This window comes from Arachnia propionica, from assembly GCF_037055325.1.
GTDB lineage: Bacteria > Actinomycetota > Actinomycetes > Propionibacteriales > Propionibacteriaceae > Arachnia.
Genome location: NZ_CP146373.1, coordinates 2490859 through 2503700, shown reverse-complemented (window position 1 = coordinate 2503700; position 12842 = coordinate 2490859). Strand labels below are relative to the sequence as shown.

At 59.3% G+C, this 12842-nt stretch carries 11 protein-coding genes and 1 tRNA gene; 7 read left to right on the top strand and 5 right to left on the bottom strand.

Annotated elements, in window-relative coordinates; translation table 11 throughout:
* Window positions 1-7 precede the first annotated feature (7 nt).
* Complete coding sequence (locus V7R84_RS11565; protein WP_338569164.1) at window positions 8-397, bottom strand: DUF6463 family protein; 390 nt, start codon at window positions 395-397, stop codon at window positions 8-10.
* Between the two features lie 37 nt (window positions 398-434).
* On the opposite strand from V7R84_RS11565, the gene V7R84_RS11560 reads away from it, so the two are divergent.
* Window positions 435-1079, top strand: coding sequence for a TetR/AcrR family transcriptional regulator (locus V7R84_RS11560; RefSeq protein ID WP_338569162.1), 645 nt, complete (start codon window positions 435-437; stop codon window positions 1077-1079).
* Window positions 1080-1598: 519 nt separating this feature from the next.
* The gene (locus V7R84_RS11555) at window positions 1599-3146 is read left to right on the top strand and encodes a tyrosine-type recombinase/integrase (RefSeq protein ID WP_338569160.1); all 1548 of its coding nucleotides are present in this window, start codon (window positions 1599-1601) and stop codon (window positions 3144-3146) included.
* A gap of 145 nt (window positions 3147-3291) precedes the next feature.
* Here V7R84_RS11555 and V7R84_RS11550 read toward each other — a convergent pair whose 3' ends face one another.
* Entirely contained in the window at window positions 3292-3588 is a 297-nt protein-coding gene (locus V7R84_RS11550; RefSeq protein WP_338569157.1) for a helix-turn-helix transcriptional regulator, read from the bottom strand.
* Window positions 3589-3698: 110 nt separating this feature from the next.
* Here V7R84_RS11550 and V7R84_RS11545 point away from each other — a divergent pair, with 110 nt between their 5' ends.
* A complete protein-coding gene (locus V7R84_RS11545) occupies window positions 3699-4430 on the top strand; it encodes a hypothetical protein (RefSeq protein WP_338569155.1) in 732 nt (243 codons plus the stop codon).
* Between the two features lie 224 nt (window positions 4431-4654).
* Here the strand turns inward: V7R84_RS11545 and V7R84_RS11540 are convergent, their stop codons facing one another.
* Entirely contained in the window at window positions 4655-5257 is a 603-nt protein-coding gene (locus V7R84_RS11540) for a recombinase family protein (RefSeq protein WP_338569153.1), read from the bottom strand.
* 300 nt (window positions 5258-5557) lie between these two features.
* On the opposite strand from V7R84_RS11540, the gene V7R84_RS11535 reads away from it, so the two are divergent.
* The 4 genes from V7R84_RS11535 to V7R84_RS11520 all read left to right on the top strand — a co-directional run bounded on the left by V7R84_RS11535 (window position 5558) and on the right by V7R84_RS11520 (window position 11040).
* A complete protein-coding gene (locus V7R84_RS11535) occupies window positions 5558-6703 on the top strand; it encodes an ImmA/IrrE family metallo-endopeptidase (protein WP_338569150.1) in 1146 nt (381 codons plus the stop codon).
* Window positions 6700-7164 (top strand): DUF4411 family protein, encoded by a 465-nt coding sequence (locus V7R84_RS11530; RefSeq protein WP_338569147.1) that lies wholly within the window; start codon window positions 6700-6702, stop codon window positions 7162-7164. The genes V7R84_RS11535 and V7R84_RS11530 overlap by 4 nt, the downstream gene beginning before the upstream one ends.
* A 1062-nt stretch (window positions 7165-8226) precedes the next feature.
* Complete coding sequence (locus tag V7R84_RS11525; protein WP_338569145.1) at window positions 8227-9345, top strand: hypothetical protein; 1119 nt, start codon at window positions 8227-8229, stop codon at window positions 9343-9345.
* Window positions 9346-9375: 30 nt separating this feature from the next.
* Complete coding sequence (locus V7R84_RS11520; RefSeq protein WP_338569142.1) at window positions 9376-11040, top strand: FtsK/SpoIIIE domain-containing protein; 1665 nt, start codon at window positions 9376-9378, stop codon at window positions 11038-11040.
* Window positions 11041-11191: 151 nt separating this feature from the next.
* On the opposite strand, the gene V7R84_RS11515 is transcribed toward V7R84_RS11520, so the two are convergent.
* A tRNA-Ser gene (locus V7R84_RS11515) sits at window positions 11192-11279 on the bottom strand.
* Between the two features lie 126 nt (window positions 11280-11405).
* Entirely contained in the window at window positions 11406-12749 is a 1344-nt protein-coding gene (locus tag V7R84_RS11510) for a Na+/H+ antiporter family protein (RefSeq protein WP_338569139.1), read from the bottom strand.
* Window positions 12750-12842 lie beyond the last annotated feature (93 nt).

Sequence of the window (12842 nt, the reverse complement as noted above, 5' to 3'; positions counted from 1 at the left end):
TTTTGTGTCAGGGCTGGGTGTTCTCTTGGGGGTAGTGGCGGGTGCGGCGAAGGATCGATGCTGCGACGGGGAACAGCAGCAACCAGAAGCCCGAGGCCGGCATGAGAACCACCCCGGTCAGCGTCAACAGGCCGAAGAACACGATGAAGGACCAGGCGATGGCCACCCCCGAGCGTTCCAGTTGCGCGGCGAGCAGGCCGATGGCGATCAACGCGAATCCCGTCACCAGGAACCAGAAAATCAGGCCTCTGGAGGGTGGGGTGTCCCAGACCCCCATCAGGCCTGCGTTCGTCGCGTCGACCAGAAGCCGCCATCCGGCGATGACGCCGAAGAGATTGTGAATGATTCCGATGAGCACGAGACTCCAGCCCACCAGAGGGAATTTTTTTGATTTCATGCTCAAAAACTAGCAGGGGGTGGGTACGCTTGCTGCCGTGGGAAGGCCGCCGAAGTTCAGTGAAGACGCGCTGCTGGATGCTGCTCTCGTGGTTGTTGCGCGGGATGGGAAGGCGGCCACCACCGCTGATATTGCGGCTGCTGTGGGGGGTGGGGTCGGGTCGCTCTACTACCGGTTCGCGAACCGGGAGGTGTTGTTGCTGGCGTTGTGGGTGCGCAGCATCAGGCGATTCCAGGTTGACTTCCTGGCTGCCGCCGGGTCGTCCCGGGATCCCGGGGAGGCGCTCACCGCGGCTGCCGTTGCCATTCCCCGTTACTGCCGCGAGCAGCCCGGTGAGGCCAGGGCCTTGACGCTTTCCCGACACGAGGACGTGATGGCGCGCCTGGAGACCGGAGATGGTGAGCTCGCCGCCTGTCCCGACGACTTGCGGGAGGCGGTCCGGGGGCTCAACGATGAGGTCTTTGCGGTGATGGGGGAGTTGACCCGGCGGCGTTTTGGGTCCCTGGAGCCCCTCGAACTGGTACGGATCGCGGTCCAGCAGACTACCTACGGGCTGGTGCGTCCTTTCCTCGGTGCGGGGACTGGGCCGATGCCTGCCTGGCTGGATGACGTGGTGGCGGCCATGGTGCCTGCGGCTCTGGCAGTCGCGGATCGTCCGGGGTGGTCCAAGGGACACGGGTGACGCCGAGCGCCTGTCTAAGTGCCGAGCGCTTGTCTTGTGGTCGGACGTTTGCGCTGTAGCGCTGGCGGATGGCCGTAAGGCTGGTGTTTACGCAGGAAGGTCAGCGGACGAACTCAAGGCTGGTGTTTGCGTCGGATGGGTCGGTGGGTCGCGGGAAGGCCGGTGAACCTGGGTAGGGCGGGAGGTTCTCCGGGAAAGACCGAGCCCCGGTGTGGACACCGGGGCTCGGGAAGATGTGATTCTTGTGGCGGAGGATACGAGATTCGAACTCGTGAGGGCGTGAACCTGCTTTGACAAGGATATTTGAGAACTATGAGAATCGGGTAATGGGCAGTAGGGGGGTTAACAAAGGGGGCTAACAGGGTCTACCATGGTCCCATGCCAAGGAAGAGCAGCTGGGGGCTATCCTGCACCATCGAACGCCCAAAAACTTCCCAAGGAACGCGGAGTTTTCGAGCAGTGAGCTGGCCCGGAGGCACTGGGGGGTCGAGGGTCAAGGCCAAGGGCACCACCATCCCCATGGCTGTGGCCCGGTTGGTGCTCAAGCTGGAGGCTCTTGGTCAGCAGGAGGAAGCCGCCAAGCTGCGGGCCAGTGCCGAGGCAGCGCTGGGAGCCTCCTTCATCGATGTTCTTCTGGCACCAAAGGACTCCGCGACACCTCAGGGCGTACTGAAGCCCCTTGGAGAGGCCGTGGAGTCCCTCATCGAGACCCGGCACAAGGCTGGCAAGCTCAGCGGGGGTACGTACCCCCGCTACCGGGGTTTGCTCCGAAACCACATCATGCCTAGCGCCTTGGCCAAGATGCCGATGGATGCCATTTCCCCTAAAGACATCGAAAGGTTTCTCGACCAACTGCGGGCAAAGAAGGGGAAGGACGGTACTCTTCTCCTTGGGACCACCCCGCTAACCACGATAGAAGGGCTCCTGGCGCAGGCCTTCCACAAGCAGTTGGCCGAAGGGAAGCTGGTCATCGACCCCATGGCGTCCATCGAGCGCACCAAGAAGCTGTCCAAAGCCGTTGGAGCGCAGTTCGCGGCCAGGGAAGGGGCGGCGCGATTCATCACCCTGCTGATGCAGGAAATCCCCTATAAGGCCTACTTGACAAGCTTTCTGCTGGGGTTTGGCCTCAGAACCTCGGAGAGACTGGCCATCCGTCACTGCTCCATTGCGACCGCGTTGCGCCATGGGAAGAACCGCCTACCGCAGCCAGTCATTACGGTTGACAGGCAGTTGGCTGAGGACCTCAGCTTGCAGCCCCTCAAGAAGAACTCTGAGCCCAGGAGACTCCCCCTTCCGATGGTGTCAGCACCTCACTTGGATGCCCTCTATCTCCGGCGGGCTATCCACCTCGTGAAGCTGGCTGAGCAAGCCGGAACCATTGGGGAGCTTCGGCGGAAGATGGAAGCCCATGCTCAGCGCTGGGACCGGCCGAACATGGGGCCATCTGGGGCGATGTTTTCCCCGCTATTTGAGCAGAGCACCTACCTTTACGCCAGCAGCAAGGGGGGACCGCTCCGCCGCCAGAATGTTAATGCCGCCTGGAAGCGCCTCTTGGAAAAATATGGAGATGGCGAGCAGGTGCGGGAACACGACTTGCGACATGTCTGCGCCACCGAGCTGGGCCGTCGAAACTTCCCGGCGGTTGTGATTTCGGCCATTACGGGTCACGCGGTCGACAGGCGAAACACGCTCCAAGCGGTCTACACCCACCCGAGCGCAGGCCAAAAGAAGGAAGCGATGGAGTTCCTCGGAGCCATTTTCGGCAGGCCCGCAGAGCCACCTCAGGAGCCCCTCCCGGATGCGCTGGCAGATTACGCGGGCATGGCACCGCTTTGGAGTCTTTGGAGGGCTGACCGGGAAACCGACTATGCCCTGCCAAGGGATGCCACACCCCATGCTCGAGCAGTACATGCCATGAACCAGCTCTGGATGCCAGAAGCATTCCGAGTTGAGCACTTGAATGAGCCCATCAACCTAGCCTCAATCTGGCCTTTGAATCAGAGTTCCGTCGAGTGGCATCAGAAGCAGGGTATTGATGCTTTGAACTACTTCCCGAGGGGCAAGTAGCCACCCCAGCCCGATACCTGAAATCGCATCCTGGAACACCCCGGGATGCGGCAGGTTCTACCGGCCCCATTCAGGGTCACTTTCGCAGTTTCTGAGAAGATTTCTCAAAAAGTGCTCATCCTAGGCAGAACATCAGGGGCAGGGCTCAGGAAGACTCAGAATCGCTCTCTGTGCGCTCCTCAAGGTCAGGGAGGTCCGGCACGAGTTCGTGGATGGAGCAGCCCAGCGCTTCGGCCATGGTGATTAGCCGCTCGGCAGCGGTGGAGACCTGACCCAGCTCGACCCTCGACAAGTGATGGCGACCCCAGCCCGCCGCTGCTGCGAGACTCTCCTGGCTCAGCCCCAGCGCTAGCCGTCTCTCGCGGATTCGCCTCCCCATCTGCTCCCGGAACCCCATGACTCTCCTCAACGTTTCGGTATCCAAGGGGAGCGAAGTAGGCATCCCCTAAGTCTGACGCCTTGAAGCGGCACGTTCTACCGCTCTAGGGCGGCAAGCATGTGCTATCCTAGCGTGGATGCCGCTCTAAAGCGGCAATACTTGAAGGGATAGTCATGTCATTGGGAGCATTCGCAGGCGGTTTGGCGGCGGGCATAGCCACCGGAGAGGACCCGCGACGGGGAACGAGGCGGCTAGTAGCCCTCTTTTTCATCCTCTTCGCGCTCCTCGGGCTGGTGGTGGCGGTGGCCATGCAACTCGCAACCCAGAACGGTTCCTTCCTTCCCGGCTGGGTCTTCTTCACGCTCTTCTGGGGCTTCACCCTGGCGGCCTCCACTATGAAGTGGGTTACCTTCACTCCTGTATCTGCTTTCAGCATCCTTCCCAGGGCCATCCTGGCGGCAAGGCAGACAACCTCAGGCAAAGTTTGGGCTATCGGCGCAGGAGCGGCTTGGGTCTTGGCCATCATCACCGGAGCCACCAGGGCCACCACCCCCACCATCTTCATTACCTTGGTCTTGGTGGTCTTCGCCTGGGGCATGGGGATATCTGCTGGTAAGGCCGAAGCCCGCGTCATGGTTTGGATGGAAGAGGTTAGGTCGGCGGTGGCCAGGGCCATCCCGTGTGACCCCGGGCAGCTTGAAGGCGGCAACTCCGGGGACCTAAGAAGACCAGAGGTAACTTTGATGTTTCCTTGGGTGCTCTACGGGGAAGCTGGACTGAGGTTTCTCAAAGACTTCAGCGAGCTGACTAGGGGCGCCCGATGGCACATCTTAGGCATGGACGGCACCGGCATCACCATCTGCTTGGACAAGGACAAGGAACACCACCAGAACCGCAAACGCTGACCTGCACTCAGTGACAACCGGTCCAGAACCCCAGGTTCTTTCAGGGGTTTTGGGCTGGCTGCATGGTCCGGCCAGGCGGCATCACGGAGGGCGGAGGTGGGTAAGGCCATGGGGCAGCTCGGCCTCCTCTGGAGAAGCCCCCTCAGTATCTGCACGGCAAAAGAGCAGCCAGCATCCCAGCATTGTCCAGGCCTGGGCACAGGACCCAAGGACTCCACTGCCACTCATCTGGAGTCAAAGGGGCAATCATTTGGCTTGCCACCAGACGCCCTGAGCAGACGATAGAAGGTTGCTCGGGATACCCCCAGAGCACGGGCAGCCTCACCCGCAGTAAGGGAGGGATTGCCATGCAACTCTGCTGCTCTGCGAACCAGCGCCTCATTGACGACGCTCGGTCTGCCCCCAGTCTTCCCAAGCTCCGCAGCTCTGGCTCGGCCGATAGCTGTCCGCTCCAGAATCATCTCCCTCTCAAACTCTGCAATGCTAGCTAGGACCCCAAAGAGCAGTCTCCCTTGAGCCGTGCCGGTGTCCAAGCCGTCCAAGGTTCGGAGAGTCGCCCCAGTTTCCTCAATTTCCCTCAATAAACTTGAGAGGTCGGACAGCGAGCGTCCCAGTCTGTCAAGCTTCACTAAGAGTACGACATCATCGGGGCGCAGATGTCCCAACAAAGCCTCCAATCCGGGCTTCTGACGGTCCTTGCCACTCAGGGCATCATCAAACACTCTCGTAGCTCCAGCTGTCTTCAGGCGGTCTTTTTGGTCCTGTAACGAATAGCCCTCACGGGCTTGGGTGGACGTCGAAACCCTCGCGTAGCCAAGAATCGCCATCACTAATCTCCTGTCTCAAATACCCGTGCGTCTCACGAGTTGGAATCAATATCTGTTGAGACGGGGATATGAGACGGCTTCTCTCGCGCCGAGACTGGAACCTCCACCTTGGTCAACACAAACGCGCGCTGTCTCGCAAGGTCATGAGAAAAGAGACGACTCGCAGCTGCGGTAGAGACCAACTGGACGGGCGAAGTGCGGACGCCAGATGGGCTCCGGGCAACCCATCTAAGCTCGATGGTCACCCCTCGACTCAGAAGGGTCGGTGTCTTGCTCTAAGATGGGCAGAGCCGACGGAGGATGGAGGGTAGCAGGATGGCGGCCAGGGCGCCTATCAACCCGGTTGCCCTCAAGTGGGCAAGACAAGTTGGCCAGGTGAGCGTATCGGACCTAGCAAGGGCACTGAACGTGAAGCCCGAGCGCATCGTGGACTTCGAGGGTGGGGACGCGCTTCCAACGTTTCGACAGCTCACGCTCATGGCAAAGAAGCTGGACCGTGCCCTAGGATTCTTCTTCGCGCCGCCTCCAAGTGTTCCGGATGTGCCTGCGACAGCCGACTTTCGTGGCCGCCCAGGCGAGACTTTGACATCCGACTTGGCCAAAGAGATGCGCAGAGCTGAACAGCACCGCAACGCTATGCTCGAACTCGCCGACAGGCAGGTACTCCGTCTTCCAGTGGGGCCGATTCGTTGGGATAACCTCGCCAGCCAAGCAAGGGAGTTTCGAGAAGAGCTGGGACTGACTCAGAACTATGTGCCTAAGTCTGGCCCAAACGCGTCTGTGTTCAGCGACTGGAGGTTGCTTCTAGAAACTCATGGCCTTCTAGTCTTGCAGACGACGGGAATCTCTCTTACAAGCTTTCGAGGGTTTTCCTTACACCATGAGCATCTGCCTGTAATTGTGGTTAACGGAGCCGACAGCCCAGCAGGGAAAACCTTTACATTGTTCCATGAGGTCGCGCACCTGATAAATCGTACTAGCGGCCTATGCACTCTACAGGACAGGGTCTTTGAAGAAGCCCTGGCTAACAACTTCGCCGCTGAGTTCCTGATGCCTCGCGACGAGTTCCTGACGCTTGCGCGTGATTATGCCGATGTCAAAGCGTTTATCGAAGAACTTGCCGCACATTTCCGCGTGAGCACTTTGGCCGTGGCGGTGAGACTTCGCCGATTCGGGCTCATCGATGACGCGAGCCTAGAGGAAGTCAGAATGGCCAGCGATGATGCTTGGGAGCGTGCGCGGGAAACGACCAAGAAGAAGAGTGGTTTCGTGCCCCAATGGAAGCTTCGCTACAGAGACCTGGGAAGCACCTTTATTGGCGTTGTTGCAGGAGCTCTTGAAGACGGGCGGGTCGACCTTGTTGACGCCACGTATCTCCTAAACGCGCGACTTCCAACTGTCGAGCAAATGCTGCAAGAATACTACCGTACCGGCGGCGCGCGGTGAAATTCACCCTGGATACAAACATCCTTGTCGGCCTCGTTCGACGCTATCCACGAGACATCTTCCCAGCTATGTGGGACCGACTGGAAGGTGCGGTCGCAGCAGGAAATAGCTGTATATGTGAGGCAATCCTTCGCGAGGTGCACCGAGGCGGCGACGAACTCCACACCTGGGCAAAGAATCTTCCCGGGTTTGTCTGCCCAGTAACTGACGTCGAGCTCATGACAGTCGCGGAGATTGCATCAGCGCACCCCGGATGGGTACAAGGCCAGGTAAATGAGGCAGACCCATTTATCATTGCGCACGCGAAGGCGGAAAGAGCGACTATCGTGACCGAGGAGACTAAGAAGGGCCCTGGAACTGCTGACCATAACCAAAAGATTCCTAACGTGGCTGCCGAATTCAATGTCTCCACAATAACGTTTCTTGACTACGTGCGCAGGCAGAACTGGAAGTTCTCCTAATTCCAATATGCTCTATCCCTCACGATAGAACTCATTCGGCACGAGAGTAGATGAGCGCACACCAAGACTAGGGAGACGTGGGTGCAGAAGGAAAGAAGACATAGAGGTATCTATGACCCCACCCTGAAGTGAGGGACTTGGATGGCCGCCCACCCTCCTGACGACACCCCAGAGATTCCCTGGGCCTCCGGTACCCGCGATTTCCCTAAGTGCTGGTTAGCGTTCCAAATATGTCCGCATCCAAGTCAAGTGCGGCCCCATAGGGAAGGGTCCAGGTATCCCTCGACCTGAATGCCATGCTTGGCATCCGTAGGGAATTAGGACCCACTCACCGAAGTGAGCATCTTTTATACCCTGCCATCATGGTCTAGTCCGAGACGGTGCCATGGTTCACCGCTTGGTCAATCTTGGGAATGCCTGAGACAGAGATATCTGTGCCCCACTGCCAGCGTCCATCTGCCCGAAGGCCCTAACACGCGGATGGCCCGAAACCTGGTGGCGCCCAAAAAGCGCCCGGGGGTTGACCCTGGCGCTCTATTCATTCTTTGCTGCTTTCAACATTCTCTCGTCCGCCGGAGTCGCTACTAATATCTGAACAATAAAAATGACCCCCGGAGAAGTCGATTCCTCTGGGGGTCAATGCGTCCTGGCGGGAAAGCATTGGTATGAATATCTAAATGGCTCTAGTCGTGGTGAGGGTTGGGAGGGTGAGGCGGCAGGGAGAGGAGACCTGAAAACCTCGGGCGTAGACGCAATGCCCACAGGGCCATCGACACTGGACGCGCTGTCGTCATACTTGGGTCATTCTTGGCGGCCAACTGCTGGGCCATTGGAGGGAATCCAAGGAAGGATTACGTGGGTTCTGCTGAAGACTTTGTCTAAGCAGAACATCTTTCGCTTTTCCGTCGCCAAAAAACCCTCTTATCTACGAGGCAAAACAGCTCATAATAATGTTCTGGGGTAGGAGTAGGCGGGAATTAGAAGAGGATAGGGAGGGGGATAGGGGAAAGTGTGGCGATATAGAAAACGGGAACACCCCTCAGTGTCAGATTGGAGGCAATCATGCTCGAACCAACCGACTTATTGGCCGAACTGCTAGACGATTCTCCGGAAGAGATGGATTTGATAAAGCCGGTCTCAACACTACTGAAATTACCTGAAAAAGAAGCTGCACATAGCAGACGAATCATATCCAAGAACCGTCGCCAACCAGAAATCTCCCCTGGAAACCTAGAACTCATGGCCTTCCTGGCCAAGTTTCCTGGAGCCACATTGGAAGCGATGAGTATGCTCCAGGTGCGCCAGGCCAACCCCTTCTATGAGGCTGGTGTCCTTAGGGCAATTGGAGGTGTGGAAGCGACTTTGAAGAAGCTGAGGCGCATGGGGATGCTCACCTGGCACAGAGACCCCGCAGCCCAGGAGAACTATTTCTCCATCACTACCGAAGGTATCGAAACCCTGGGCTCCAAGGGGTACGAAACTGGCGCCATGCAAACGCTCCGGGGGGTCGCCAAGACCCGAGCAGCTCATCTTTCCGCTATTGCTCAAGTGGCTGCCCAACTCTACAGCCCCGCTGGCTTCTTCAAGAACCTGCTAGGGATTGCACCCCTAAGTCTGGATGCGCTCATTTCTGAAAAGGAAATGCGCAATGCCTTCGAGCCGGTAAAATCAGCTCTGAGGGAGGCCAAGAAAAGGGGTGAACCGAGCGAATTCGGCCCCCTTCGCGCTGCCACCATGAAGGCGCGATTTGAGCAGGTGGCCCAAGGGACCTTGGTCTACGAGGATGTTGTGGATGCTGAGCCCATGCTTTGGACCTTGGGTTTCAAGCAGCGCGAGGGGAGCATCAGGAAGGCGGTGCACCAGCCTGACTTGGCCGCAAGGGTGCCAGCGCCAGCGGGCGGGGTTCGCTCTCAAAATCTCTTAATTGAAGTGGAGCTAAGCAAGAAGAACTGGAAGGAGTATGAAGCCATCTTGGCCACCTTGGCTGCCGAACTGAAGGAAGGGCTGACCTACGGTAGGGCAATCTATTTCACCATCGGCACCCAGATTCCCACACTACTCAAGAAGGTGGATATCAGTGGAAATCTCGGCCTCATCAACACGGGGAAGCTTTTAATCTTGCCCCTGAAGCATCGGGATGGGACCCCCTACAGCGACAATCGCCGCATCAAACTCGCATGACAAGCCGCACCAGATTGGAGGAACATCATAATGGATAAGCTCTACTCGCTCTACGACGCTTACATTGGCGCGAGCCTCTGGGCCATCGGCATCTCACTTACCGGGGCCATCCTTGCCATCCGTATCTTGGTGCCTCTGGTCATCAAGGCGGCCGCCCGCTGGAGGAACTTTGCGGGACGCAGGACCATCAATCCCGGGACTTGGTTTGCCATGCAGAGCAGACCTCTCTTCAAAGCCCAGAGCATGCTTCTGGCCAACTCGGGCCTTCGGGAGCTGTTCGCCCCGGCCAGCAACTTCCTGAAGGAGCTGACGGAAGAAGAGAAGGCGAAGGGCGTCATGAGCTTCGGGGCAGCCTGGCTCAGTCCTTATCCCCGCGCGGTCAAGGCCAGCATCAAGGCCAATCGCGGCGCGGCCAGGGGAAAGAAATTAGATGCTCATGCACAGGTTCGAGAGGTGGCCCGCTGCATCACAGTGGTGCCGCTGGAGCCCCGATATGGAGGCGGAGATGATTCGCAGCACTTCCAGATTTCGATTGACCTGCATGGACACGGGGCTGAGGAAGTAGCCCGCATCGAAGGGAAGATATCATCTCAGCTGGACCTGGTGGAACTCAACCCTATTCCGGGTCACCGAGGGGGTCGAGGAGTAGCTTATGCGGCTCACCGAACGGCACCTATCGACACCTTGATGCAGACCAAAATCGGGGTTGACTTCCTCAGGGCTAATCCTCCAAAGAATCCGTTATCTCTACCCATGGCGCTGGAAGAGTGTGGGGAGCCTTTCAGCCTACCTACCCATCACACCTTGGTTCTGGGTACCACAGGAAGCGGGAAATCCTCGCCGCTGAACTGCCTAATCTTCCAACAAGCAGAGTTTGTGGAGCAGGGAATTTCAGAGTTCTACGGGATTGACCCAAAACGGTCTGAGCTTAGGCCTTATGAAGACTCATGGCTGTTTAAAGAAGTGGTGTACTCGATGGAAGATGCCGTGCAGCTCATCGGGCACGTTGCAGGCATCCTCGACAAGCGCTCCAAGGCCAACCCCATCGACCTCTCCAAAGGGGAGCTGGGACGGAGCATGACCCCCTCGAAGACCCATCCCATGGTCTTCCTGGTCATTGACGAGATGCTTAGCCTGATTGGAGACTTGCAGACCAATCGTGAGACTGCCACCCTGAATCAACTCACAAAAATCATGGCGATGGGGCGGTCTCTCAACATCCTCATCGTAGGAGCCACCCAGAACGCAGACAAGGCTGTCTTGGGATGGATGCGGCCAAACATCGGCAATCCCGTGGTTCTCAGGCAGCCTTCTTCCTACTACAACGACCTGTTCCTGGGGCCAGATGCAGCCAAGAGGGGTTTCAACTCAACTACGATTGCTCCAGCAAACATAGCTAATGGCTACCGCACCGCAGGCATTGGGTTCACCTTGGGGGCGGACGGTGAGCCTGTGAAGGTGCGCTTCGCACATCTGACAGACAGAGACATCTCCGAGCTGATTCAACGCCACCCTGGCACTGGCTCTGCTCACCAAGCTGCTCCAGCTCCTCAATTCTCCGCGCCCGCTGTCGGTTCCGCTCTGACCAAGGAAGCGAGCCTTCAAGAGGCCGCTGAAGTCCCCGAGAGGCGCTCTCCCGAGGAATCCCAGGCGGCAGCTCTGATGGCGGCTCTGCGTCGCACACAGGGCCGCTGATGCCCAAGTCTCTGGAGGCAGGTTTCACCCCCCAAAACCTGGACCTCCATCGTCTGCCGGACCAATGGGGGGTTAACAAGGGGGGCTAAAATGTGCAAAAACGACCCTGACCAGAGGTAAACCCCCTAGTCAAAGCCGCTCTTACTCTTTGTGGCGGAGGATACGAGATTCGAACTCGTGAGGGCGTGAACCCAACCCGCTTTCCAAGCGAGCGCCATAGGCCTCTAGGCGAATCCTCCGCGGGGAACCCTACCCGAGGACCCGGGACTGGGCAAACTCGGCTGGTTTCGGCGGTAGGAACCGGGTCATCCGAGATCTTGCGACGCAGGCCTGCCGGGGCGTGGTGCCGCCGGATGCGAATCCTCTCAGAGCACCATGGCAGCCACCCAGCCCGCGGCCAGCAGCGGCAGGTTGAAGTGCAGGAAGGTGGGGATGACGGTGTCGCGCATGTGGTCGTGCTGGCCGTCGGCGTTCAGGCCCGCGGTGGGGCCGAGGGTCGAGTCGGAGGCGGGGGACCCCGCGTCACCCAGCGCGCCCGCCGTGCCGATGATGGAGACGGTGGCCAGGGGCGAGAAACCCAGCGCCATGCACAGCGGGACGTAAATCGCGGTGATGATCGGCAGGGTGGAGAACGACGACCCGATGCCCATGGTCACGAGCAGGCCGACCAGGAGCATCGCGAAGGCCGCCATCGCCTTGTTGTCGCCGAACAGCCCGGCGGTGGCCTGGACGAGGGGTTCGACTTGTCCGGAGGCCTTCATCACAGATGCGAAACCCTGCGCGGTGATCATGATGAAACCGATCAACGCCATCATGCGCATCCCGGAGGTGAACACCTCATCGGCCTCCAAGCGTCGCACCACGCCCGTCGCGATGAAAACGAACAGGCCCACCAGGGCGCCGACGAGGAGCGGGTCGGCCTTGGAATCGGTGATCGTCAGCCAGGACTGGATGACGAAGCTAGCACCAATCGCGACCACGGCGACGATCACCTTCGGTGTGCTCACCTTCGCGGGGGCGGCGATGTCGACCTTCGCGTCGGGGTCGTAGTCGCGGGGTTTGCGGTAGGTCACCAGGATCGCGATCAGCAGGCCCGTGATCATGCCCAGCGCGGGAATGCCCATCGCCACCATCACGTTGACGCCCTCGACGTTGAGCCCAGCCTTTGCGATGTTGCCCAGCAGGATGTCCTCCAGGAAGATCTTCCCGAATCCGAGTGGCAGGTACATGTAGGTGGTGACCAGACCGAAGGTGATGCTGCAGGCCACGGCGCGACGGTCGAGTCGCAGCTGGGTCATGATCGCCAGCAGCGGCGGGATCAGCAGCGGAATGAACGCGATGTGCACGGGGATCAGGTTCTGGCTCATCACGGCCATTGCGGCGATACCCGCGAGCATGCCCCACTTCACCCAGAAGGCGGTTTTCTGCCCGGAGGTTTGGCCGTCGAGTCGGCGGATGAGGGAATCGGCGAGCAGCTGCGTCAATCCGGAGTGGGCGACGGCCATGGCGAAGGCCCCGAGCAGCGCGTAGGACAGGGCGATGCGTGCACCACCGGCCAGGCCTTCCTGGAAGGCGACCATCGTCGCCTCCAGGCCGATCCCGGAGAGCAGGCCACCCACTAGCGCTCCCAGGAACAGCGACAGCACGACGTGTACTCGGAAGGTGGCGAGAATCAGCATCACGAGAACGGCGGCGACAACGGCATTCATGGCAGAACCCCTCAAACGGCGACGATAGGAGCTTAGAGGGTGTGCTGCCCTCGGAACTGATCGACCCGAGATCACCCCGGTCGCGTCGGTCGA